The sequence below is a fragment of the Rathayibacter sp. AY1A4 genome (assembly GCF_002930955.1).
Classification (GTDB): Bacteria; Actinomycetota; Actinomycetes; order Actinomycetales; family Microbacteriaceae; genus Rathayibacter.
The window spans coordinates 16357-38151 of record NZ_PSTN01000022.1 but is presented as its reverse complement, the minus strand read 5'-3'; the positions used below and the strand labels follow the sequence as shown (position 1 = coordinate 38151).

Genomic DNA, 21795 nt, shown 5'->3' with positions numbered 1-21795 from the left:
TCGAGTGCGAGAACTCCTGGAGTCTCGGGGTGCTCGGCACAGGAGCGACGGGCGTCCGGCGTCCCGAGGCCGGTCGCGAGTGCGCAGGAGTTGTCGCAGTGGGCGTCGAGTGCGACAAGTCCTGGCTTCTCGCCGAGCCGAGGCGAGGGGCGAGGCGGGGCGGGGCGGGCCCGCCCGCCCCGGCCGGTGCCCGCGCGTCAGGCCAGGCGCAGCAGGCGGCAGCCGTGCGGCTCGAGCTCGAGCTCGACGGCGCCGCCGACGATCGGCAGCTCGGCGCCGCTCCACACATCGACGGCCGAGGCTGCGCCGGAGCAGCCCAGGTCGGCCAGGTGCGCCGAGTAGGACCGCGCCGACGAGCCCAGCCAGAACACTCCGCGCCACTGCTCGTCGCCGCGCCACGCCGACCACACCACCAGGTCGCCGTCGCGGACGATCTCGCGGCTGCCGTCGCTGCCGAGGAGCGCGAGGACGTCGCCGTTCGTCAGCAGCGCGAGAGTGTCGGCGGGCGTGTCCGGGAGGTGCCCGCCCATCATCAGCGGCGAGCGGAGCAGGCACCACAGCGTCACGAGCGTCCGCTGCTCCGCGGGCGTGAACCGCGAGAGCCGGTCCTCGCCCACGTGCGCGCGCACGCCGATCCGCCCCAGCGGCAGCATGTCGGCGTCGGCCCACGCGCCGGGGCGCTGGTGCGGCGCCCAGCGCGCGGCCCGCTGGAACTGCTCGTGCAGGTGCGCCCAGTCGTCCCAGAAGTCGTCCGAGATCCGCCACATCTGCGCGGTCGAGCGCAGCAGCTCGAGGTTCTCGAGCGAGAGCTGCTTGCCGGGCGAGAGGCTCAGCACCATCGGGCGGCCGGTCGCGTCGATCGCGCGGGAGAGGGCGGCGATCTCCTCCGCCTGGATCGGCGGGTAGAGCACGTCGTCGAGCTTCACGAAGTCGACGCCCCACGAGGCCAGCTGCGCCATCACGGAGTCGTAGTACTGCTGCGCGCCGGTCGCGCTCATGTCGACGCCGTAGTTGTCGGGGTTCCACGGGCAGACGTTCCCGCGGTCGGCGATGTCGGCGCAGGTCGCCTCCGCCCCGAGCACCGGCAGGCCGAGCTCGACGGCCCGCCGGGGGACGCCGCGCATCAGGTGCACGCCGAAGCGGAGGCCGAGGGCGTGCACGCGCGCGGCCAGCGCCGTGAACCCGCCCGTCGCCGCGGAGGGGAAGCGTCCGACGGCGGGCTGCGGGCGGCCCCAGTCGTCGAGCACCGGCTCCGACACCTCCTGGTAGTCGCTCGTGCCGGGATCGGGCTCGTACCACTGGATGTCGACGACGACCGTGTCCCAGCCGTGCGGCAGGAGGTGCTCGGCGAGGTGCTCGGCGTTCGCGAGCACCTCCTCCTCCGTCACCGAGGCGCCGAAGCAGTCCCAGCTGTTCCAGCCCATCGGCGGGCGGCGGGCGGCCTCCGTGCGCGCGGCGATCACGACAGCTCCAGCGTCACGGTCGCGAAGGAGTGCGGGGGCAGCGTGACGCGCAGTCCTGTCGCCGTGGTCTCGATGCCCTCGAGGGCGACGGGGGTCACCTCGTCGGCGGCGCCGGGCCGGTTGTGCGCGTCGGGGCGGTCGGCGGTGAGGAGGCGGCCGGTCGCGCCGGTCACGGTCCCGCCGCGGAAGTCGAGGGAGACCTCGAGCGGCTCCTCCAGGTCGACGTTCGTCAGCGAGACCAGGACGCGGCCGTCCTTCGTGGAGGCGGAGGCGGAGGCGACGGGGATCTCGCGGCCGTCGACCGTGTGCGTCGGGCCGGCGACCGTGGTCGGCAGCACCGTCGCGTCGTGGTGCCCCTTGTTCATCTCGAACACGTGGTAGGTCGGCGTGCGGACCATCTCGCCGCCGTCCGGGTCGGTCAGCAGCATCGCCTGCAGCACGTTCACCGTCTGCGCGATGTTCGCCATCGTCAGGCGGTCGGCGAAGCCGTGGAAGACGTCGAAGTGCCAGGCCGCGACCATCGCGTCGCGGATCGTGTTCTGCTGGAAGAGGAAGCCCGGGTGGGTCCCCGGCTCCACGTCCCACCAGGTGCCCCACTCGTCGAGCACCATCCCGTACTTCTTCTCGGGGTCGTGGACGTCCATCACCGCGGCGTGCGAGCGGAGCAGCTCCTCGATCCCCTGCGCGGCCACGATCGTGCTCCAGTAGGTGTCGGCGTCGAAGTCGGTCGCGCTGCCCTTCGCGTGCCAGCTGCCGCCGATCGTGTAGTAGTGCACCGAGACCGACTCCCACGGCACGGAGGAGAAGGGGTGTCCCTCGATCTCGGGGATCACCTCCATCAGCGTCTGCGTCCAGTGGGTGTCGGCGCCGTCGGCTCCGGCGGCCACGCGGTAGAGCGGAGTGTCGTTGCCGCTCTGCACGAAGGTCCCGAACTGCCGCGCCAGGTCGGCGTACGCGCCGGCGCGCATGTTGCCGCCGCAGCCCCAGGTCTCGTTGCCGAGCCCCCAGAAGCGGACGGTCCACGGCTCCTCCCGGCCGTGGGAGCGGCGCAGGTCGGCCATCGGCGACTTCCCCGCGCCGGTGAGGTACTCGGCCCAGTCCGCCATCTCCTGCACGGTGCCGGAGCCGATGTTGCCCGAGATGTAGGCGTCGGCGTCGAGCAGCTCGCAGAGCGCCATGAACTCGTGGGTGCCGAAGGAGTTGTCCTCCGCGACTCCGCCCCACTGCGTGTTGATCAGGCCGGGGCGCTCCTCGCGCAGGCCGATGCCGTTGGTCCAGTGGTAGCGGTCGGCGAAGCAGCCGCCGGGCCAGCGGAGGTTGGGGATGTCGAGGGCGCGGAGGGCCTCGACGACGTCCAGGCGGATCCCGCCCTCGTTCGGGACGGGCGAGTCCTCGCCGACCCAGAAGCCGTCGTAGATGCACCGGCCGAGGTGCTCGGCGAAATGACCGTAGAGGTGGCGGCTGATGGTGGCGCCGGGGCGGTCGAGGTCGACGGTGACGGTGCTGTTCACGGGGTGCTCCAGGGTGGTGGCGGACGGGTCGGCGGCGGCGGTGCTCACGCGGTCTCGCGGACGAGCCGCAGGACGATCGCGCGGTCGGCGTGGAAGGTCGGCAGGTCCAGGCCCGCCTCGCCCAGCAGGCTCCCCGGGTAGGCGGGGGCCGGGGCGTCGGAGTCCAGCGGCACCGTCGACTCCAGCCAGTGCGGGCTCTGCCAGGGCGGGCCGAGCGAGCCGGGGCGCGCGGTCTCGATCCGGTAGCGTGCCCGCGGATCCAGGCCCGGGAGTCGGACGCGGCGGCGCGAGTCCGCGGTCAGCGCGGGCGTGACCAGCGTGTACAGCGCCTCCGAGCCGTCCGGCGCGACGACGCCCCGCAGCGACGGCGCGTCTGGGTCGGAGTCGTCGCCTCCGACGACCCGGCCGGTCGCGATCAGGCCGCGGTGCTCGCGGTACGCCGCGATCCAGCCCGCCAGCACGGGCTCCTCCTCCGCGTCCAGCTCGCGGAGGTCCCACTCGATCCCGAAGTGGCCGAGGAGGGCGATCGCGCAGCGGGTGTGCAGGTCGCTGGTGCGACCGGTGACGGAGTTGACCGGCGAGGCGACGTGCGAGCCGAGCATCTCCGGCGGCACGAGCAGCCCGGTCCAGCGCAGCATCCGCGAGCGGTCCAGCGGGTCCTGGTTGTCGGAGGTGTGCACGCGGTCGGTGCGCTCGAGGATCCCCAGGTCGACCCGGCCGCCGCCGGAGGCGCAGCTCTCGATCTCGAGCTCCGGGTGCCGGGCGCGCAGCTCGTCGATCAGCCGGTACAGCGCGAGCGTCTGCTCGTGCACCGCGGCCGTCCCGGTGGCGGGGTGGCCCGCGTCGATCAGGTCGCGGTTGTGGTCCCACTTGAGGTACGCGACGCCGAGGTCGACGACCAGGCCGTCGAGCACGCCGAGGATGTGCGCGAACGCGTCGGGGTTCGTCAGGTCGAGCACCTGCTGGAAGCGGAACCGCGGCGGCAGCTCCTCGCGGGCCCGCAGGATCCAGTCGGGGTGCGCGCGGGCGAGGTCGGAGTCCTCGTTGATCATCTCGGGCTCGACCCAGAGGCCGAACTCCATGCCCAGGCCGCGGACGTGCTCGGCGAGGGGGAGGAGGCCGTCGGGCCAGGCGACGGGGTCGGGCGTCCAGTCGCCGAGGCCGGCGCGGTCGTCGCTGCGGCCGAGGAACCAGCCGTCGTCGAGCACGTAGCGCTCGACCCCGAGGGCGGCGGCGCGGTCGGCCAGCTCGGCGAGGACGGCGAGGTCCTGGTCGAAGTAGACCGCCTCCCAGACGTTGAGCGTCACCGGGCGCGGCCGGCGCGAGGAGCGGGAGACCCCGCGGAGGTGGGCGTGGAAGCGGGCGGCCGCGGCGTCGAGGCCGTGGCCGAAGCTGCCGGAGATCCAGGGGGAGGAGTAGCTCTCGCCGCTCGCGAGGCGCACCTCGCCGGGCAGGAGCAGCTCGCCGCCGCGGAAGGCGAGCCAGCCGTCGCCGCGCTCCACCGCGTGCTCGTGGTTGCCGCCGATGCCGACGTGGCAGAGCCAGACCCGGCCGTCGGCGGAGTCGAAGCCGGGGGTGCCGACCGCGACGACCGTCGTCGCGTCCAGGCCGGTGCGGCCGCGCCGCGAGGAGCGGGAGTGGGTGCCGGTGACGACGGGGTGGCGCTGGGGGATCTTCTCGGTGCCCCAGCGGCCGGAGAAGTCCAGGATCTCGCGGGCCTCGGTCGAGATCCGGAGGGCGGGGTCGACGCCGATCACCTCGAGGTGCCCGGCGCCGTCGTTGCGGACCGAGACGCGGGTCCTGAGCAGTCCGGCAGGAGAGAGAACGATCTCTAGGACGACCCCGATCCGGGCCTGCGCGTCGTGCGCCTCGACGGTCACGGCGGCGCTGCCGGCCTGCGCGACCGCGCCCTCCGCGAGGGCCTCCCCGTCCACCGAGACGGTATCCACGGTCAGCCTCGGCGACCAGCCGGCGCCCTCCCGGTGCACCCGGAGACCCGGCAGGCCGGCCCAGCCGAAGGTGTGCTCGGGCAGGATCCCGGGCTCGTAGGGGACGTCGGAGGAGCCCTCGATCCCCGTCCGCACGGGAGTTCTTGCGAAAGCTGCGAGATCGTCGTCGCTCGCGTCGAGTCGCGGACCCCAGTGCAGCAGCACGGGCAGGTCGCCTCCCGACTGAGTGAGGAGGGCGGACACGTCATCGGCGACGAGATGGATCACTCTCGGGGATTGCATGTCCCCATTCCTATCGTCGATCCTGGTCTGAGTACAGCGAGAGATCGATCTCGACCCTCGGTCGGATGGACCACCGCGCGGATCGACCCGCGCCGATCGACCACCGCTCGCACCGCTCACCCCCACCACCCACCGCCTCGACGAGGAGCACCCATGGCGCTGACCCACCCGGCCCCGCACGAGACCCGCCTGGAGCGCGGGGTGCTCGACGCGCGGCGGCGGCTCAACCGCGACTACCTCCTCTCGCTCACCGACGAGGGGCTGCTGCAGAACTTCCTGATCGAGGCCGGGATCGGCGACCAGGGCTGGCACCTGCACCCCTCGCAGGACTCGCGCGAGGCGCGCGGCCTCGACCGGCACTGGGGCTGGGAGACGCCGGGCTCGCAGCTGCGCGGGCACTTCCTCGGCCACTGGCTCTCCGCCGCGGCCCGCGAGGTCGCGGTCACCGGCGACCCGCTGCTGCGCGTCCGGATCGACTCCGTGCTCGACGGACTCGAGCGCTGCCAGGAGGAGAACGGCGGCGGCTGGATCTGGGCGATCCCGCGCGGCTACCTCGACCGCCTCGCGACCGGCCGCCCCGTCTGGGCGCCGCAGTACGCGATGCACAAGCTGCTGATGGGCCTCGTCGACCTGCACCTCGACCTCGGCGACGAGCGGGCGCTGCGGATGGCGCGGGCCGCCACGGTCCCGCTGCTGGAGTGGGTCCGCGGATTCGACGACGCCGCGTTCCAGGAGATCCTCGAGGTCGAGACCGGCGGCATGCTCGAGGTCTGGGCCGACCTCCTCGCGATCACCGGCGACCCCGTCTACACCGAGCTGCTCGGCCGCTACGACCGCCGCTCCCTCTTCGAGGGCCTGCTCGAGGGCCGCGACGTGCTGACCAACATGCACGCCAACACCACGATCCCCGAGGTGCTCGGCGCCGCCCGCGCCTACGAGGTCACCGGCGACGAGCGCTGGCGGAGGATCGTCGAGGCCTACTGGGAGCAGGCGGTCACCCTCCGCGGCACCTTCTGCACGGGCGGTCAGACCTCCGGCGAGATCTGGACGCCGCCCTTCGCGTTCGCCGCTCGCCGCGGCGAGAAGACGCAGGAGCACTGCGTCGTCTACAACATGATCCGGCTGGCCGACGTGCTGCTGCGCTGGACAGGCGACCTCTCCTACGCCGACTACATCGAGCGGAACCTCTGGAACGGCCTCCTCGCCCAGCAGAACCCGCGGACCGGGATGGTCGCCTACTTCCTGCCGCTCGAGGGCGGCGCCCGCAAGGACTGGGGCAGCCCGACCGAGGACTTCTGGTGCTGCCACGGCACGCTGGTGCAGGCGCACACGCGCCACTCCGGGCTCGTCTTCTACCGCGGCGGTGACGCCGAGCTGACGATCGCGCAGCACGTCGACGCGAGCCTGCGCCTGCCGTCCGCCGCCGGCGACGCGGCGGTGCGGGTCGAGGTGCTCGACACCGCCGGCTACGTCGGCCCGGACGCCAACGCGGGTGCCGCGGGCGACGTGCACCGCCCCACCGCCTCGCGGATCCGGGTCGAGATCGTCTCGGAGGAGGGGGTCGCGCTGCACGTGCGGCTGCGGGTGCCGGAGTGGACCGTCGGCGAGCCGGGGGTCGCGGGCGACGCCGAGCGCGTCCGGGCGGGCGACGGCGCGCTCCTGATCGAGCACCCCGGCGGCCGCACGAGCGTCGACCTCGCCTTCGGCACCGAGATCCGCGCCGTGCCGATCCCGGACGAGCCGGGCACGGTCGCCTTCGTCGAGGGCCCGATCGTGCTGGCCGGCCTCGTCGACCGCGAGATCGCGCTGCGGGGGCGCCTCGAGGACGCCCCCGCCCTGCTCGCCCCCGACAACGAGCGGCAGTGGACCCAGTGGCTGCGCGGCTACCGCGCCGTCGGCCAGCCCGCCGCCGTCCGCTTCCGGCCTCTGCACGAGGTCGTCGACGAACCCTTCTCGCTCTACTTCCCGGTCTCGGCCGGGAGCTGATGGACAGGATCCCCTCCGTGACCTGCGCTCCGCGCTCATGACCGCCTCCACCGCCTCCCCCGCCGTCCAAGCGATGCCCCGCGGCCGCCTCCTGCTGCCGATCTTCGCGATGCTCGTCGGCTTCGGGCCGCTCACCATCGACCTGGTGCTGCCGTTCCTGCCGACGCTGCAGGACGATCTCGGCGTCTCGGTGGCGACCGCCCAGCTGGTCGTCACCGGCGCCACCTTCGGCTTCGCGGCCGGCCAGCTCGTCTCAGGACCGCTCAGCGACGCGGTCGGCCGCAAGTGGCCGCTCGGCGTCTCGGCGGCGCTGCACATCGCGGCGAGCCTCGTCGCGGCGATGACCTCCGACACCGCCGTGCTGCTCTCGGCCCGCTTCGTCCAGGGCGCCGCCTGCACCGCCGCGGGCGTCGTCGTCACCGCCATCGTCCGCGACCTCTACAGCGGCAAGCGGCTCGTCACGATGCTCGCGAACCTCGCCGTGATCGTCTCTGTCTTCCCGATCCTGGTGCCCTCCGTCGGCGCGCAGCTGACCAAGGTGATCGACTGGCGCGGCTCCTTCCTCGCGGTCGCCGCCTGGGGAGCGCTCGCGACCGTGATCGCGCTCCTGGTGCTGCCCGAGACGCTGCCCCGCGAGCGGCGGCACCAGGGCGGGCTCGGCCCGTCGCTGCGCAACTCCTTCGGGATGCTCCGCCGGCCGCGCGTGCTGGCGCTCGCCGCCGCCTCGGCCGCGGGCTGGTCGGTCGGCTTCGCGTATCTCGCGACCGCTCCCTTCCTCTACACGAACGTCTACGCCGTCGGGCCCGACCTGTACGGGCTGCTGTTCCTGGTCACCTCGCTCGTGACGATCGCGGTCGGGCAGACGACGGGACGGGTGATCGTGCCGCGGTTCGGACCCCGGTTCGCGATGTCCGCCTCGGCGATCGTCACGGCGCTCGGCGCCGTCGTGGTCGCGGTGCTCGCGCTCACCGGCACGCAGCCGCTGCTCGTCGTCGTCGGCGCGCTGACGTTCGCGCTGGCCGGCCGCTCGCTCGGCTTCGCCCCGGTGCAGTACCTCTCGCTGCAGGGCCCGTCGAGCGAGGCGGGCAGTGTCACGGCGATCCTCGGCACGGTCAGCTTCACGGCGGCCGGACTGGTGATGCCGGTGATGGGCGCGTGGGCCGAGATCTCGCTGATCCCGTTCGCGATCCTGCTGCTGCTCGCGGGCCTGGTCGAGGGCGGCGTGGCGCTGCTGTTCCGGCCGGGCTCGCGGCGCTTCGATCCCGGGGCGCAGCGGCTCGAGGACGAGCCGGCGGGGGCCGCCCCATCGGCCGGCCCCCGCGCGCACGACGAGAAGAGCTGAGATGACCCTCCGGGAAGGGACCACCGTGGAACTGCGCTCCGGCGACTACACCCTCCGCGTCGAGGCGGGCGGCCTCGAGGTGCTCGCGGGCGAGCGCGTCCTCTACGCGAACGACCGGCCGCTGCGCGTCACGGTCAAGACCGTCGCCGCGATCAGCGAGTACTCCGGCGCGCCCTACGACGCCGTCTCGCTGTCGGAGGGGGCGATCACCGCGAGCGGGACGATCACCGTCCGCTCCGGGTCGGCCTTCGCCGTCACCGACGTCTGGCGCGTCGCGGGCGACGGCTTCTCCGTGCACCGCGACGTCGAGGTGCTGGCGGCCGGCGGCGACCTCGGCTTCTCCACCGCCGTCTCACTCGGGCTGACCGGGTCCGACGACCTCCGCGACTACGAGTGCTTCGCCCCCGGCGCCTGGTACCGCGACAACGCCTTCGGGCCCGCCGACGCGATGGGCCGCGACCCCGGCAGCGAGTACTTCTGGCGCACCGAGACGCACTACGCGCTGCCGCTGTTCGCCGCGCAGAGCCTCGCGACCGGCGAGACCGTGGCGCTCTCGCGCTGGGCGGCCGACGCGACGCTGCCGCGCCTGGACGTGGTCCGCTCGGAGAACTTCACCGACCCGGAGTGCACCGTCGGCTCGATCGGCCTGAGCCGCCCGCAGGGCACGACGCTGAACTACCTCTACTACGGCTTCGGCGTGCGGACCCCGCTCGACGTGCCGCCCGCGGGCCTGTCGATCGACTACCTCCACCCGGGCGCCGACGGCGAGCGCCCGATCGACAACCCCTACTCCGGCCTCGACTACGACGCCGCCCCGAAGGCCCTGCAGCGGGTGAACCACCCGGTCGAGGTCGGCTTCCGCCAGCGCTACGCCGTCGCGGTCGACCTCGGCCGGTACGACGACTTCGCGACGATGATGCGCGCCACCTGGCGCAGCACCTACGCCCGGCTCCGCGACGACCTGTTCGAGGTCGACAACGAGCGGCACTTCCACCACGGCATGGCGATCCTCCAGCGCCTCACCCGCCGCTACGGCGACTCCTGGGGCCTGCCGTTCGCCTGTCAGCTGCCGGACCTCGACGTCTCGAGCGTCTCCTTCCAGTTCGGCTTCGTCGGGCAGCAGCCCGGCATCGGCTACCAGCTGCTGCGCTACGGCGACCGCGAGGGCGTGCCGGAGGCGTTCGAGCAGGGCGTCGGCATCGTCGACTTCTGGGCGCGGACCGCGCTGCCCGAGTCGGGCCCGCCGCGGATGTGCTTCAACCCCTCGCTCGGCGGCTTCGAGCCGTACCCGCACTACCTGCGGATGCTCGCCGACGGCGTCGAGGCGATCCTCGACGCCTACCTGCACCTGCGCGACCTCGGCGACGAGCGCCCGCTCTGGCTCGAGTTCTGCCGGCGGACCGCCGACTGGCTGCTCGAGGTGCAGGACGCCGACGGCAGCTTCCACCGCGCCTACAACGCGGACGGCTCGGTGCGGATGGACTCGCGCTCGAACACCCCGAGCGTGATCCGCTTCCTCGTGCAGCTGCACCTCGTGACGGGGGAGGGGCGCTACCGCGCGTCCGCCGTGCGCGCCGGGGAGTGGTCGTTCGCGAACATCCACCGCACGCTGGAGTACCGCGGCGGCACCTGCGACAACGCCGACATCCAGGACAAGGAGGCGGGCATCTACGGGCTGTTCGGCTTCCTCGCGCTGTACGACCTGACGGAGGAGCCGCGCTGGCTGGAGGGCGCCGTCCGCGCCGCCGACTACACGGAGACCTGGACCTACGCGTGGTCCTTCCCGGTCCGCGCGCCCTGGGCGCATCCCTTCAACCGGTACTCGATCAGCGGACAGAGCATCATCACCCTCGGCGGCGGCGCCGACGTCTACATGGCGGCCTGCTCGTACAGCTACTACCGACTGCACCTGATCACGGGCGACGAGCACTACCTCGATTTCGCCGAGTTCCTGCACCGCAACACCCGCCAGTCGACCGACGTCGACGGCAGCATCGGCTACGCGATGCCCGGCCTCGGCCACGAGAGCGGCGACTTCGCGACCCAGACCCTGCGCAGCCACCACCACTGGCTGCCCTGGTGCACCTTCGTCGAGGTCGACCCGGCCTCGCGCCTGCGCGACACCTTCGGCGTCTACGAGATCGCCGACGCGCAGCGCCTGCCCGCCGCCGAGCGGGCGGCCCGCAACCGCGTCTACGACCGCTACGGGCACTCGCGGAGCTGACCCGACCCACCGCATCCGGCGCGCGTCTCGTTCTCACGTCCACGCGGCCACACGGCGGGTCCGGCGGCCAGCGGGGACGACACCCGGTGCGCTGCTCCGCCTCCGTCGGCGGACCGGAGCTCGTTCCGCGTGCCGCAGCCGGACCCTCCGCAGGGCCCTCAGCCGCGCCACTCCACGTCCACGCGCACCGCCTCCGCACCGAGCTCCAGCCCGCCCGACACCTCGCGCCCGTCGACCCGCAGCACTGCGTCGCGCAGCATACGCACCCGCGTCCCGCCCGCCGGTGCCAGCCACTCCGCGCTCGGCACCCGCCGCACCCGCAGCGACGCCCGTCCCGGCGACCACTCCAGCCGGTCCACGACCACCCCGCCGCGTGCGCGCAGCCCCGTCACGGCACCCCGCGCCCACGCGGACGGCAGTGCCGGCAGCACCGTCAGCGTCTCGTCATCCGATCCCAGCAGCATCGCCGCCACGAGCCCCGGCAGTCCGCCGCTGGCGTCGAGGTTGAAGATCCGCCCCGCGTCGTGCCGGGTCGTCAGCGTCGGTGACCAGTGCTCGACCGCGAGCCACTCCGCGCAGGTCAGCGCCGCCTCCCCGTCACCCAGCGCCGCCGCCGCGACGCCCACCTGCACCAGCCCGAACGCCATCTCCATCCGCCCGGGAGGAGCGGTCGGCGCCTCGGCCCGCCACGCGATCTTCGCCGCCACCGTCGCCGCCGCGGCGGCCCGCAGCCGCACCGCGGAGGCGCCGGGCCCCTCGAAGGCCGCGTCGCCCGCGTACCAGAGCGGGTACAGCTGCGACGCGTGCCGGTGCGCGATCTCCTCCGCGAACCGCGGGTCGATCCACTCCGCCAGCGTGCCGTCCTCGGCGACCCGGTACTCCGGCAGCTCCGCGACCACCCGCGCCCAGCGCTCGTCGAGCGAGTCGTCGCCGCGGGCCCGGCCGAGCAGCGCCGTCGCCCGCGCGGCGTCCCGCAGCACGGCGACGTCGATCGTCGCATCGACGGCTATCGGCGAGCGCGCACCACCCGGTGTGTTCTCGGGGGAGTAGGAGGGGACGATCCGGCGCACCCCGTCGACCACGGTCGTCCCGGTCTCGGCGAAGCGCAGCACGCCCTCGGCCAGCTCCCACAGCCGGTCGTCGACGATGCCGCGGTCTCCCGTGGCCGCGACGGCGTCGGCGGCCAGGCGCAGCACCCAGCCGCCGCAGCCCGTCCAGAAGAGGTGCGGGTAGCTCGCCGCGAAGTGGTCGGCGCGGCCGTGGGTCGACATCCGCGACGGCAGGAGCATCCCCTCCGCCCCGTAGACGAGGCGCGCGTTCTCGCGGTAGTCGTCGAGGTGCGGCAGCACCAGCTCCAGGATCGACAGCGCCAGCTCGGGCGTGCCGGTCGGGATCATCCCCGCCATCGCGCCGTTCTGAACGTTGCCGTTCAGCGTGTAGTCGGCCGACCAGGCCGGCCGCCAGGTGCCCTGCCAGACGCCCTGCAGCGTCGGCGGCAGCTCGCCGGTCGACGCGACGATGTTGGCCCGGCCGCTCAGCCAGGCCAGCTCGACCACGCGGCGACGGGCGCCCGCGTCGCCGGAGCGGGCGGCGTCCCACAGGTCCTCGGTCAGCTCGGCGTCGGAGGCGCCGTCGAGATCCAGCACGGAGGCGCCGACCAGCCGGCCGTGCCCCTCGCGCTGGGCGTCGCGCAGCTCCTCCCAGGAGAGGTCGGCGGAGGCGTCGGGAGCCGCGCCGATCGCGACGTCCAGCCGGAGCACGCGGGCGACCCCCGTGGAGATCTCCACGTCCGAGACGGCGGCGCCCCCGGCCACGCGCCACGTCGCTCCGCTCGTCGCCCGCGTCACGGCGCGGATCGCGGTCGGGCCCTCGCCCGCCTCGGCCGTGAGCACCGCGGAGGCGCCGCCCTCGACGTGCGACGAGACCACGGCCGAGGCGTCGGGCACGCCGGTGTCGAAGGAGGTCGCCTCGCCGGCCCCGAGCGCGAGCTCGACGGTGACGACGGTGTCCGCGGAGGACTCCAGAGCCAGCCGGACGCCCTCGCCGCCGTGCGGGGCGAGCAGGCGCACGGCGTGGCGGCCGCCGTCCTCGTCGGTCCACTCCACCGCGGCCTCGCCGCCGAGCGGATCGATCAGGCGGACCGCGGAGGCGACGCCGCCGGGGGTGCGCAGCGTGACGGTCGCGCAGAGGCCGAGCGGGTCGGTCCAGATCAGGCCGCCGTCGTAGCCGCTGTCGCGGGCGGCGCGGGCGAGCAGGGCGGTGGCGGTGTCGGGGTCGCCGGCCAGCAGGGCGCCGCGCAGCTCGTCGCGGACGCCGGCGAGGTCGGGCGCGTCCGGGCGCGGATTGACGGGGAGGAACCAGCGCTCGTGGGCGAGCGGGACGGTCAGGGAGTCGGCGGGGCCGTGCACGACGGCGCCGACGCGGCCGCTGCCGACGATCAGGCCGTCCTCCCACGTCGGGGCGGGAGTGGCGGTGGCGAGGGCGGCGCGCGACGATGCGCGGTCGATCGATCGGATGATCGTTCCTTCCGTCAGGGTGCTCCTGATATGTTGCGTGGAACTTCAAATTAGCCGCCAGGGCACCCGGAGGGCCAACCCGGGCGGCGACTCGAGTGAGGACACCGCGATGACGCGACCGATCACCCTGTTCACCGGCCAGTGGGCCGACCTCCCGTTCGAGGAGGTGGCGCGCCTCGCGGGGGAGTGGGGCTACGACGGCCTCGAGATCGCCTGCTGGGGCGACCACATCGACGTGGCGCGCTGGGACGACGCGGAGTACGTGCAGAGCCGGAAGGACATCCTCGAGCGCAACGGCCTCCAGGTGTTCGCGATCTCGAACCACCTCACCGGCCAGGCGGTCTGCGACGACCCGATCGACGAGCGCCACCGCGACATCCTCAGCGACCGCGTCTGGGGCGACGGCGACCCCGAGGGCGTGCGGCAGCGCGCCGCCCAGGACCTCAAGGACACCGCCCGCTTCGCCGCCGCGCTCGGCGTGACACAGGTCAACGGCTTCTCCGGCTCGTCGATCTGGAAGGGCGTGGCCATGTTCCCGCCCGCCTCCGACGAGTGGATCGCCGCCGGCTACCAGGACTTCGCCGACCGCTGGAACCCGATCCTCGACGTCTTCGAGGAGGTCGGCGTCCGCTACGCGCTCGAGGTGCACCCGAGCGAGATCGCCTACGACTACTGGACCGCCAAGCGCACCCTCGAGGCGATCGGCCACCGCGCCTCGTTCGGCTTCAACTTCGACCCGTCGCACTTCGTCTGGCAGCAGCTCGACAGCGTCGCGTTCGTGCTCGACTTCGCCGACCACATCTTCCACGTTCACGTGAAGGAGTCGGTCACCAACCTCGACGGCCGCAACGGCGTCCTCGGCTCGCACCTGCCGTGGGCGAACCCGCGCCGCGGGTGGACCTTCGTCTCGACCGGGCACGGCGCCGTCCCGTGGGAGCCGGTGTTCCGCGCGCTCAACGCGATCGGCTACACCGGCCCGACGAGCGTCGAGTGGGAGGACGCCGGCATGGACCGCCTCGACGGCGCCCCCGAGGCCCTGGCCTTCGTGAGGAAGCTCAACGCGATCACGCCGCCGGCCGACGCCTTCGACGCGGCGTTCTCGACCTCGCGCGACTGACCGCCCGCCGCCCGCCTGCATCCCGGAGGCCGGAAGGACCGACTGCCCGCGAGGGCCGTCCGGGCCTCCCGGCCTCCGTCGTGCTGCGAGTGCGTCCGCAACCGAGGAAGGGACGCTGCAGCGGGCGCCGAACGGGCCGGAGCGGGCGATCCGCCCTCGATCGCCGACGCGATCCAGGTCGGTCTCGGCGGCTGGCTCTCCGCCTCGACCCGGCGGCTCGCCGGGAACGACGGAACGGCCGACCCCCCGCAGGGAGCCGGCCGTCCGGCCTCGCAGGATCTACAGGCCCTGGGAGAGGCGGTAGTACGCCGCGTTCGAGCGGATGTCGGACTCGAAGCCGCGGAGGGTGGTCGACTCGTCGATCACGAGGAGCTCGACGCCGGCGACGCGGGCGAAGTCCTCCCACGCCTCCAGGCCGATCTGCGTCGTCATCACCGTGTGGTGCGCGGCACCGGCGGTGATCCAGGCGGCGGCGCTGGTGCCGAAGTCCGGGGCGGGCTGCCAGACGGCGCGGCCGACGGGCAGGTGCGGCAGCGTCTGGGGCGGCTCGACGTTCTGGACCTTGTTCGCGACCAGGCGGAAGCGCTCGCGCACGTCGCTCAGCGCGACCACGACCGCGTCGCCGGCATCGGCGGTGAAGACCAGGCGCACCGGGTCCTCGCGGCCGCCGATGCCCAGCGGGTGGATCTCGAGCGAGGCGCGCTTCGACGACAGGGACGGCGACACCTCGAGCATGTGCGCGCCGAGGATGAGCTCCTCGCCGGGCGTCATGTCGTAGGTGTAGTCCTCCATCAGGCTGGTGCCGCCGGGGAGGCCGGCGCCCATGACGGCGGCGATGCGGATGAGGACGGCCGTCTTCCAGTCGCCCTCGCCGCCGAAGCCGTAGCCGTCGGCCATGAGGCGCTGCACGGCGAGTCCGGGGAGCTGGCGGAGCCCGCCGAGGTCCTCGAAGCTGTCGGTGAACGCCTCGAAGCCGCCCTCCTCCAGGAACGAGCGCAGGCCGATCTCGACCGCGGCGCCGTAGCGGAGCGACTCGTGGCGCTCGCCGCCGGGGAGCAGCTCGGGGACCACGTCGTAGCTCTCGAGGTACTCGGCGACGAGGGCGTCGATCTGCTCGGAGGTGGCGGCGTCGACGCGCTCGACGAGCTCGTTCACGCCCCAGGTGTTGACGCTGACGCCGAGGCGGATCTCGGCCTCGGTCTTGTCGCCCTCGGTGACGGCGACGTTGCGCATGTTGTCGCCGAAGCGGGCGACCTTCATGCTCTGCGAGGCGGACCAGCCGGCGGCCGCGCGCGACCAGGTGCCGATGGCCTCGGTGACGCGGGCGTCGCTCGCGTGGCCGACGACGGTCTTCCGGGGCACGCTCATCCGGCTGAGGATGTAGCCGTGCTCGCGGTCGCCGTGCGCGGCCTGGTTGAGGTTCATGAAGTCGAAGTCGATGTCCTGCCACGGCAGGGCGACGTTCGCCTGGGTGTGGAAGTGCAGCAGCGGCTTGGCGAGCGCGTCGAAGCCGTGGATCCACATCTTCGAGGGGCTGAAGGTGTGCATCCAGGTGATGACGCCCACCACGGAGTCGTCGGAGTTCGCCTCGATCATGGTGCGGCGGATGGCGTCGGAGCTCTTCAGCACCGGCTTCCACTCGACGGTCACGGGGATCGCGCCCGCCTCGTTCAGCTGCGCGACGACGGCCTGCGACTGCTCGGCGACCTGGCGGAGGGTGTCCTCGCCGTAGAGGTCCTGGCTGCCGGTCAGGAACCAGACGGTGCGGGTGGCGAGGTCGGGGATGATGCTCTGGTACACGCTCATGCGATGGCTCCGGTGGGGTTCTGTCCGTAGACGTTCTGGTAGCGGTCGAACAGGGCGTCGATCGACTCCTGCGGGATGGGGACGAGCTCGCCGCCCTGGCGCGCGAGGTGCACGGTGCGGGCGACGTCCTCGGCCATGACGGCCGCCTTGACGGCGTCCTTCGCGTCCTTGCCGATGGTGAAGACGCCGTGGTTCTGCATCAGGACCGCCCGCGAGCGGTGCCCGCTGAGGGTCGCGACGATGCCGCGGCCGATGGAGTCGTCGCCGATGATCGCGAACGGGCCGATGGGGATCTCCCCGCCGAACTCGTCGGCCATCGCGGTGATGACGCAGGGGATCGACTCGGCGCGGGCCGCCCACGCGGTCGCGTAGGTGGAGTGCGTGTGCACGACTCCGCCGACCTCGGGCATCTCGCGGTACACGTAGGCGTGCGCCGCGGTGTCGCTGGAGGGGCTGCGGTCGCTGCCGGGGGTGCCGGGGACGACGTTCCCGTCGAGGTCGCAGAGGATCATGTTCTCGGGCGCGAGGTCGTCGTAGGAGACGCCGCTGGGCTTGATCACGAAGAGGTCGGCGCCGGGCACGCGGCCCGAGATGTTGCCGCCGGTCCAGATGACGAGGCCGTAGCGGACGAGCTCGGAGTGCAGCCGCGCGACGTCCTCGCGGACGCGGGCGATCGCCTCCTCGACGGCGGGGGTCTGGGTGGTCATGCGGTGGCTCCCTGGTTCTGCGGGTCGGTGAGGGTCTCGACGGCGGTCTGCTCGACGGCGAGGCCGGTGCGGTAGCGCTCGAGGTAGGCGGAGAAGCCGGCGACGTCGTCCGCGTCGGGGGCGACGGTCTCGAAGCCGGAGTCGCCGAAGACCTGATCGGTGAGGTACGCGTCGAGCGCGACTCCGCTCTGCAGGCGGTAGGCGGCGAGCACCGCCATGCCCCACGGGCCGCCCTCGGAGGCGGTCGCGGCGACCGAGACGGGGGCGTCGAGCGCGCCGGCGAGGAAGCGCTGGGCGACCCCGGCGGTGCGGAACATGCCTCCGTGCGCGAACATCTCGTCGATCCGGACGCCCTCGCCCGCGAGGACGCGCATGCCCAGAGCCAGCGTGCCGAACACGCCGTAGAGCTGCGCGCGCATGAAGTTGGCGAGCGTGAGGCGCGAGTCGGGGGTGCGCACGACGAGCGGGCGGCCCTCGACCAGGCCGGCGATCGGCTCGCCCGCGAGGTGGTTGTAGGCGAGCAGTCCGCCCGCGTCCGCCTCGCCCTCGAGCGCCTCGGCGAAGAGGGTGCCGTAGACGGCGTCGCTGTCGGAGGGTCCGCCGGACGCGGCGGCGAACCGCGAGAACAGGCCGACCCAGCCGGCGAGCTCGCTGGCTCCGTTGTTGCAGTGGACCATCGCGACGAGGTCGCCGGCGGGGGTCGCGACGAGGTCGAGCTCGTGGTGGACGCTCTCCAAGGGGCCCTCGAGGACGACCATGGCGAAGATGCTGGTGCCGGCGCTGACGTTGCCGGTGCGCGGGGCGACGGAGTTGGTCGCCACCATGCCGGTGCCGGCGTCGCCCTCGGGCGGGCAGGCGGGGGCGCCGGGCCGGAGGGCGCCGGTGGGGTCGAGCAGGAGCGCGCCCTCGGCGGTGAGCGAGCCGGCGTCGGCGCCCGCGGGGAGCACGGCGGGCAGCAGCTCGCGCAGGGGCTTCACGGCGCCGGCCGCGCGCTCGTCGTAGAGGTCGACGACACGCTGGTCGTAGTCGCGGGTCGCCGGGTCGGTCGGGACCATGCCGGAGGCGTCGCCGACTCCGAGGACCTTCTCGCCGGTGAGGCGCCAGTGCACGTAGCCGGCGAGGGTGGTGAGGAAGTCGATCCGCTCGACGTGCGGCTCGGAGTCGAGGACCGCCTGGTGCAGGTGCGCGAGCGACCAGCGCAGCGGGATGTTGGCGCCGAACAGCTCGGTGAGCTCGGCCGACGCGGGCCCGGTGCTGGTGTTGCGCCAGGTGCGGAAGGGGACGAGCAGCCCGCCGTCCGCATCGAAGGGGAGGTAGCCGTGCATCATCGCCGAGACGCCGAGCGCCCCGACGGAGGAGAGCTGCACGCCGTGGCGCGACGAGGCGTCGGCGACGAGGTCCGCGTAGGCGGCCTGGAGGCCCGCGTGGACGGCGTCGAGGGAGTAGGTCCAGCGGCGGTCGACGAACTGGTTCTCCCACTCGTGGCTGCCGACCGCGAGGACCACGGACGGGTCGGCCGCGTCGACCAGGCACGCCTTGATCCGGGTGGAGCCGAGCTCGATGCCGAGGGCGGTGGCGCCGCTCGTGATCACGTCGGCGGGGGTGGGCCTGCGCTGGTCCATCATGCTCCTCGCTCGGGCGATGTGACCGTTCACAAAGCCCCGGGTCAGCGTAGGCGAAACGGCTCGGGGTCGGCAAGCGAGGGGCCCGCCGGCGGGGTCCGACTGCTCCTCCTCCGCCGCAAGCCCCTTCCGCCGGGGCCCCCCGCTTGGTCGCATGAGGCATGCGTGAGATCAGACTCGTCAGACTCGTCACCCGCCTCGAGAACGCCGCCGCCCTCGATCCGCTCGTCGGCCGGGTGAAGCGGGCCGTGAACGCGGTGGTCCGGCCGCAGCCGGTGCGGGACGTGCTGCACGGCGTCCCGGTCGGCCACCCCGTCCATCCGCTGCTCGTCCTCGTGCCCACCGGCGCCTGGGTGTCGGCGGCGGTGCTCGACCTGCTGCCGGGGAACCAGCGGGCGGCGCGGACCCTCGTCGGCGTCGGCGTGATCAGCGTCCTGCCGACCGCCGCCTCCGGCTTCACCGACTGGTCGGAGCTGCACGAGCAGCAGACCCGCGTCGGGCTGGTGCACTCGGCGGCCAACGTGGTCGCGACGGGCCTCTACGCCGCGTCGTGGGTGCAGCGCCGCCGCGGGCGCACCACGAGCGGGAAGGTGCTCGGGATGCTCGGGCTCGCCGTCGTCTCGGGCGGCGGCTACCTGGGCGGCCACCTCAGCTACCGGCAGGCGGCGGGGGCGAACCACGCGGAGGACGTGCCGCACCGCTTCCCCTCGGGCTGGCAGGAGCTCGGCGCCCTGGCGGACCTGCCGGAGCGCACGCCGGTGAGGAGGGAGGTCGCGGGCCTCCCCCTGCTCGCCTTCCGGCGGGGCGAGCGGATCGACGTGCTCTCGAACGTCTGCAGCCACCTCTCGGGCCCGCTCGACGAGGGCGAGGTCTCGGCGGACGGCTCGGGGGAGGCGTGCGTCGCCTGCCCGTGGCACGGCAGCGCCTTCTCGCTCGAGACCGGCGAGGTGCTGCGGGGGCCGGCCACCTCGCCGCAGCCGCGGTTCGAGACGCGGGTGCGCGAGGGGCGCGTGGAGGTGCTGCTGCCGCACGCGGGGTGAAGCGGGGGCCGGTGCTGCTCAGGCCTGAGCCGTCGACGCCCGCTCCACCAGCACCGGCGGCACCGGGCGGTCGACGGCGGGCTCCTCGCCTCGCAGCTCCGCGAGCACGACCCCGATCGTGCGGCGGCCGACCTCCGCGAAGTCCTGGCGGATGGTGGTCAGCGGCGGCTGGTAGTGCGCCGCCTCGGGCACGTCGTCGAAGCCGACGACGCTGAGGTCCTCGGGCACGCGCAGTCTCCGCTCGGTGCAGGCGTGCAGGAGTCCGAGGGCCATCTGGTCGTTGCCGGCGAACACCGCGGTCGGCAGAAGTGCGGCTCCGAGGAGGCGGAGGCCGGCGCGGTAGCCGGACTCGGCGCTCCAGTCGCCCTCCACGACGGCGACGGGGTCGAGGCCGGCCGCGCTCATCCCGGCGGCGAAGCCCTCGAGCCGCGCCTGCGCCTCCACCCAGTGCTGCGGACCGGCGAGGTGCGCGATGCGGGTGTGGCCGAGGCCGACGAGGTGCTCGGTCGCCAGTCGTGCTCCGGCCGCCTGGTCGACGAGGAGCAGGGAGTCGGCTCCGCGGTCCGTCGCGCCGAGCGTCACCGACGGGACGCCGATCGCGAGGCTCTCGATCGCCTCCAGCGCGCGCTCCTGCGGGGCGAGGACCACGATCGCCTCCACCGACTCCCGCTGCAGGTGGGCGAGGCCGTCGGCCAGCGACTCCGCGTCCGGCGCCGCGTTCACGACCGGGACCCGGTAGCCCGCGTCGCGCGCCGCCTGCTCGATCGCGGCCATCGCGGTGGCGGTGCCGTAGAAGCTGTGGCTCTCGGCGGCGAGGATCCCGATCAGGCCGGAGCGGCTCGTCGCCAGGGCGCGAGCGGCGGCGCTGGGGCGGAAGCCGAGGTCCTCGATCGCGGCGAGCACGCGCTCCCGGGTGCGCGGCCGCAGCTGGGGGCTGTCGTTGAGCACGCGCGAGACCGTCTGGTACGACACTCCGGCCCGCACCGCGACGTCGCGGATGGTCGGCGCGCGGTCGAGGGGCATGGCCACACCGTAGCGGTGCGGGCGCCCCCGCCCCCCCCTCCCGCGAGACGCCTCCCGGGTGCGCGTTCGTCGGCGCGGCGCGTCCCGGAGTGGCGTCCCGCGGGCTTGGGTCAGGGGCCGCCGAGCCAGTGGTCGATGCGGTGGTGGTCGGGGGTGAAGCCGTGGTCGACGCCCCAGAGGACGGCCTGCGTGCGGCTGGTCGCGCCGATCTTGCCGTAGACGCTGCGGATGTAGGACTTCACCGTGTTGGGGCTGAGGTAGGTGAGGGCGGCGACGTCGGCGTTGCTCTTGCCCTGCGTGATGAGCGCGAGGATCTCCGACTCCCGGTCGGTGATGCCCTCGTGGCGGCCCGGCCAGTCGAGGCCCGGAGCGCTGCCCGCCCGCCGCGGAGGATCGCTGACGACGACCTCGCCCGCGGCCACCCGCTCGAGCGCGGCCACCAGCTCCCGCGCCGGCAGGGTCTTGGAGAGGTAGCCGTGGACGCCCTGCTCGAGGGCGTCCGCGATGAGCGTCGACGCGAAGTTCCAGGTGTAGACGACCACGTGCTCGGCCCGCTCGTTGCGCACCAGCTCCGCGATCTCGTGGTGGTCCGACTCCGGCTGGGCGAACGAGTCGTAGAGGACGACGTCGATCCGGTCGGAGAGGGAGGCGTTCGCGTCGATCTCGGCGACGACCACCCGGTCGCGGTAGTGGTCGAACATGTGCGCGAGGCCCGTGAGGACGACGTCGTAGTCGTCGACGAGCGCGACGGTGAGGGGCGCACGGCGGGTCATGGTCGGACGCTACCGCACGGCTCGTCGGGGCGAGCACACCCCCAGGGGTGTACCGCCGCCTCCTCCGGGGTGGTTGCGTAGCCACCGGTCCCGCAACCGCGGAACCGATCAGCGGGCCCCCGCCCGCACAACGGAAGGACGACCGCCATGCTCGGTCTCATCATCAGCCTCATCGTCGTCGGACTCATCGCAGGAGCGCTGGCCCGGCTCATCGTCCCCGGGAAGCAGAGCATCAGCATCGGCATGACCATCGTGCTCGGCATCGTCGGCTCGTTCGTCGGCGGCTTCCTCGGGTTCCTGATCTTCCAGCACGACCCGATGGACGGCTTCTTCCAGCCCGCCGGCATCATCGGCTCGATCATCGGAGCGATCATCGTCCTGCTCGTCTACACCCGCTTCGCCGGCCGCTCCGCCGCGCGCCGCTGACCCGCAGC

At 73.6% G+C, this 21795-nt stretch carries 15 protein-coding genes; 6 read left to right on the top strand and 9 right to left on the bottom strand.

Features of this window, described 5'->3' with window-relative positions; genetic code table 11:
- Positions 1-197: 197 nt before the first annotated feature.
- The 3 genes from C5B92_RS12975 to C5B92_RS12965 are packed head-to-tail and all read right to left on the bottom strand — an operon-like array spanning position 198 to position 5205.
- Positions 198-1463 carry a glycoside hydrolase family 27 protein gene (locus C5B92_RS12975; RefSeq protein ID WP_258061435.1) on the bottom strand — a complete coding sequence of 422 codons (1266 nt, stop codon included), beginning with the start codon at positions 1461-1463 and terminating at the stop codon, positions 198-200.
- Positions 1460-3022, bottom strand: coding sequence for an alpha-L-arabinofuranosidase C-terminal domain-containing protein (locus C5B92_RS12970; protein WP_308471284.1), 1563 nt, complete (start codon positions 3020-3022; stop codon positions 1460-1462). The genes C5B92_RS12975 and C5B92_RS12970 overlap by 4 nt, the downstream gene beginning before the upstream one ends.
- A complete protein-coding gene (locus tag C5B92_RS12965) occupies positions 3019-5205 on the bottom strand; it encodes an alpha-galactosidase (RefSeq protein WP_104350475.1) in 2187 nt (728 codons plus the stop codon). The genes C5B92_RS12970 and C5B92_RS12965 overlap by 4 nt, the downstream gene beginning before the upstream one ends.
- Positions 5206-5358: 153 nt before the next feature.
- Between C5B92_RS12965 and C5B92_RS12960 the strand changes: the two genes are divergently transcribed.
- The 3 genes from C5B92_RS12960 to C5B92_RS12950 are packed head-to-tail and all read left to right on the top strand — an operon-like array spanning position 5359 to position 10757.
- A complete protein-coding gene (locus tag C5B92_RS12960; RefSeq protein ID WP_181028827.1) occupies positions 5359-7191 on the top strand; it encodes a beta-L-arabinofuranosidase domain-containing protein in 1833 nt (610 codons plus the stop codon).
- Between the two features lie 37 nt (positions 7192-7228).
- The gene (locus C5B92_RS12955; protein WP_104248021.1) at positions 7229-8533 is read left to right on the top strand and encodes a multidrug effflux MFS transporter; all 1305 of its coding nucleotides are present in this window, start codon (positions 7229-7231) and stop codon (positions 8531-8533) included.
- A gap of 1 nt (position 8534) precedes the next feature.
- Positions 8535-10757 carry a hypothetical protein gene (locus tag C5B92_RS12950; protein WP_219814353.1) on the top strand — a complete coding sequence of 741 codons (2223 nt, stop codon included), beginning with the start codon at positions 8535-8537 and terminating at the stop codon, positions 10755-10757.
- Positions 10758-10915: 158 nt separating this feature from the next.
- On the opposite strand, the gene C5B92_RS17545 is transcribed toward C5B92_RS12950, so the two are convergent.
- Positions 10916-13264 carry a glycoside hydrolase family 95-like protein gene (locus C5B92_RS17545; protein ID WP_374952933.1) on the bottom strand — a complete coding sequence of 783 codons (2349 nt, stop codon included), beginning with the start codon at positions 13262-13264 and terminating at the stop codon, positions 10916-10918.
- A gap of 118 nt (positions 13265-13382) precedes the next feature.
- Between C5B92_RS17545 and C5B92_RS12940 the strand changes: the two genes are divergently transcribed.
- Positions 13383-14390: a sugar phosphate isomerase/epimerase gene (locus tag C5B92_RS12940; protein WP_104226056.1), complete on the top strand. Its 1008-nt coding sequence runs from the start codon at positions 13383-13385 to the stop codon at positions 14388-14390.
- Between the two features lie 279 nt (positions 14391-14669).
- On the opposite strand, the gene araA is transcribed toward C5B92_RS12940, so the two are convergent.
- The 3 genes from araA to C5B92_RS12925 are packed head-to-tail and all read right to left on the bottom strand — an operon-like array spanning position 14670 to position 18525.
- The gene (gene araA / locus C5B92_RS12935) at positions 14670-16196 is read right to left on the bottom strand and encodes an L-arabinose isomerase (RefSeq protein ID WP_104350467.1); all 1527 of its coding nucleotides are present in this window, start codon (positions 16194-16196) and stop codon (positions 14670-14672) included.
- Positions 16193-16903: an L-ribulose-5-phosphate 4-epimerase gene (locus C5B92_RS12930; protein WP_104224687.1), complete on the bottom strand. Its 711-nt coding sequence runs from the start codon at positions 16901-16903 to the stop codon at positions 16193-16195. The genes araA and C5B92_RS12930 overlap by 4 nt, the downstream gene beginning before the upstream one ends.
- Positions 16900-18525 (bottom strand): xylulokinase, encoded by a 1626-nt coding sequence (locus C5B92_RS12925; protein WP_104350466.1) that lies wholly within the window; start codon positions 18523-18525, stop codon positions 16900-16902. Before C5B92_RS12925 ends, C5B92_RS12930 begins: the two co-directional genes overlap by 4 nt.
- A 161-nt stretch (positions 18526-18686) precedes the next feature.
- On the opposite strand from C5B92_RS12925, the gene C5B92_RS12920 reads away from it, so the two are divergent.
- Positions 18687-19565 carry a Rieske 2Fe-2S domain-containing protein gene (locus tag C5B92_RS12920; protein WP_104226053.1) on the top strand — a complete coding sequence of 293 codons (879 nt, stop codon included), beginning with the start codon at positions 18687-18689 and terminating at the stop codon, positions 19563-19565.
- An 18-nt stretch (positions 19566-19583) separates the two neighbouring features.
- Here the strand turns inward: C5B92_RS12920 and C5B92_RS12915 are convergent, their stop codons facing one another.
- Entirely contained in the window at positions 19584-20588 is a 1005-nt protein-coding gene (locus C5B92_RS12915) for a LacI family DNA-binding transcriptional regulator (RefSeq protein ID WP_104350473.1), read from the bottom strand.
- 110 nt (positions 20589-20698) lie between these two features.
- Entirely contained in the window at positions 20699-21361 is a 663-nt protein-coding gene (locus C5B92_RS12910) for a response regulator transcription factor (RefSeq protein WP_104350465.1), read from the bottom strand.
- Positions 21362-21508: 147 nt separating this feature from the next.
- Here C5B92_RS12910 and C5B92_RS12905 point away from each other — a divergent pair, with 147 nt between their 5' ends.
- A complete protein-coding gene (locus tag C5B92_RS12905; protein ID WP_104225042.1) occupies positions 21509-21787 on the top strand; it encodes a GlsB/YeaQ/YmgE family stress response membrane protein in 279 nt (92 codons plus the stop codon).
- The last annotated feature ends 8 nt before the right edge of the window (positions 21788-21795 follow it).

Excerpts from the sequence above, each read along its gene's own strand:
- C5B92_RS12965 (WP_104350475.1), bottom strand. The coding sequence starts at position 5,205 with ATGCAATCCCCGAGAGTGATCCATCTCGTCGCCGATGACGTGTCCGCC.
- C5B92_RS12960 (WP_181028827.1), top strand. The coding sequence starts at position 5,359 with ATGGCGCTGACCCACCCGGCCCCGCACGAGACCCGCCTGGAGCGCGGG.
- C5B92_RS12955 (WP_104248021.1), top strand. The coding sequence starts at position 7,229 with ATGACCGCCTCCACCGCCTCCCCCGCCGTCCAAGCGATGCCCCGCGGC.
- C5B92_RS12950 (WP_219814353.1), top strand. The coding sequence starts at position 8,535 with ATGACCCTCCGGGAAGGGACCACCGTGGAACTGCGCTCCGGCGACTAC.
- C5B92_RS12940 (WP_104226056.1), top strand. The coding sequence starts at position 13,383 with ATGACGCGACCGATCACCCTGTTCACCGGCCAGTGGGCCGACCTCCCG.
- araA (WP_104350467.1), bottom strand. The coding sequence starts at position 16,196 with ATGAGCGTGTACCAGAGCATCATCCCCGACCTCGCCACCCGCACCGTC.
- C5B92_RS12930 (WP_104224687.1), bottom strand. The coding sequence starts at position 16,903 with ATGACCACCCAGACCCCCGCCGTCGAGGAGGCGATCGCCCGCGTCCGC.
- C5B92_RS12925 (WP_104350466.1), bottom strand. The coding sequence starts at position 18,525 with ATGGACCAGCGCAGGCCCACCCCCGCCGACGTGATCACGAGCGGCGCC.
- C5B92_RS12920 (WP_104226053.1), top strand. The coding sequence starts at position 18,687 with ATGCGTGAGATCAGACTCGTCAGACTCGTCACCCGCCTCGAGAACGCC.
- C5B92_RS12915 (WP_104350473.1), bottom strand. The coding sequence starts at position 20,588 with ATGCCCCTCGACCGCGCGCCGACCATCCGCGACGTCGCGGTGCGGGCC.
- C5B92_RS12910 (WP_104350465.1), bottom strand. The coding sequence starts at position 21,361 with ATGACCCGCCGTGCGCCCCTCACCGTCGCGCTCGTCGACGACTACGAC.
- C5B92_RS12905 (WP_104225042.1), top strand. The coding sequence starts at position 21,509 with ATGCTCGGTCTCATCATCAGCCTCATCGTCGTCGGACTCATCGCAGGA.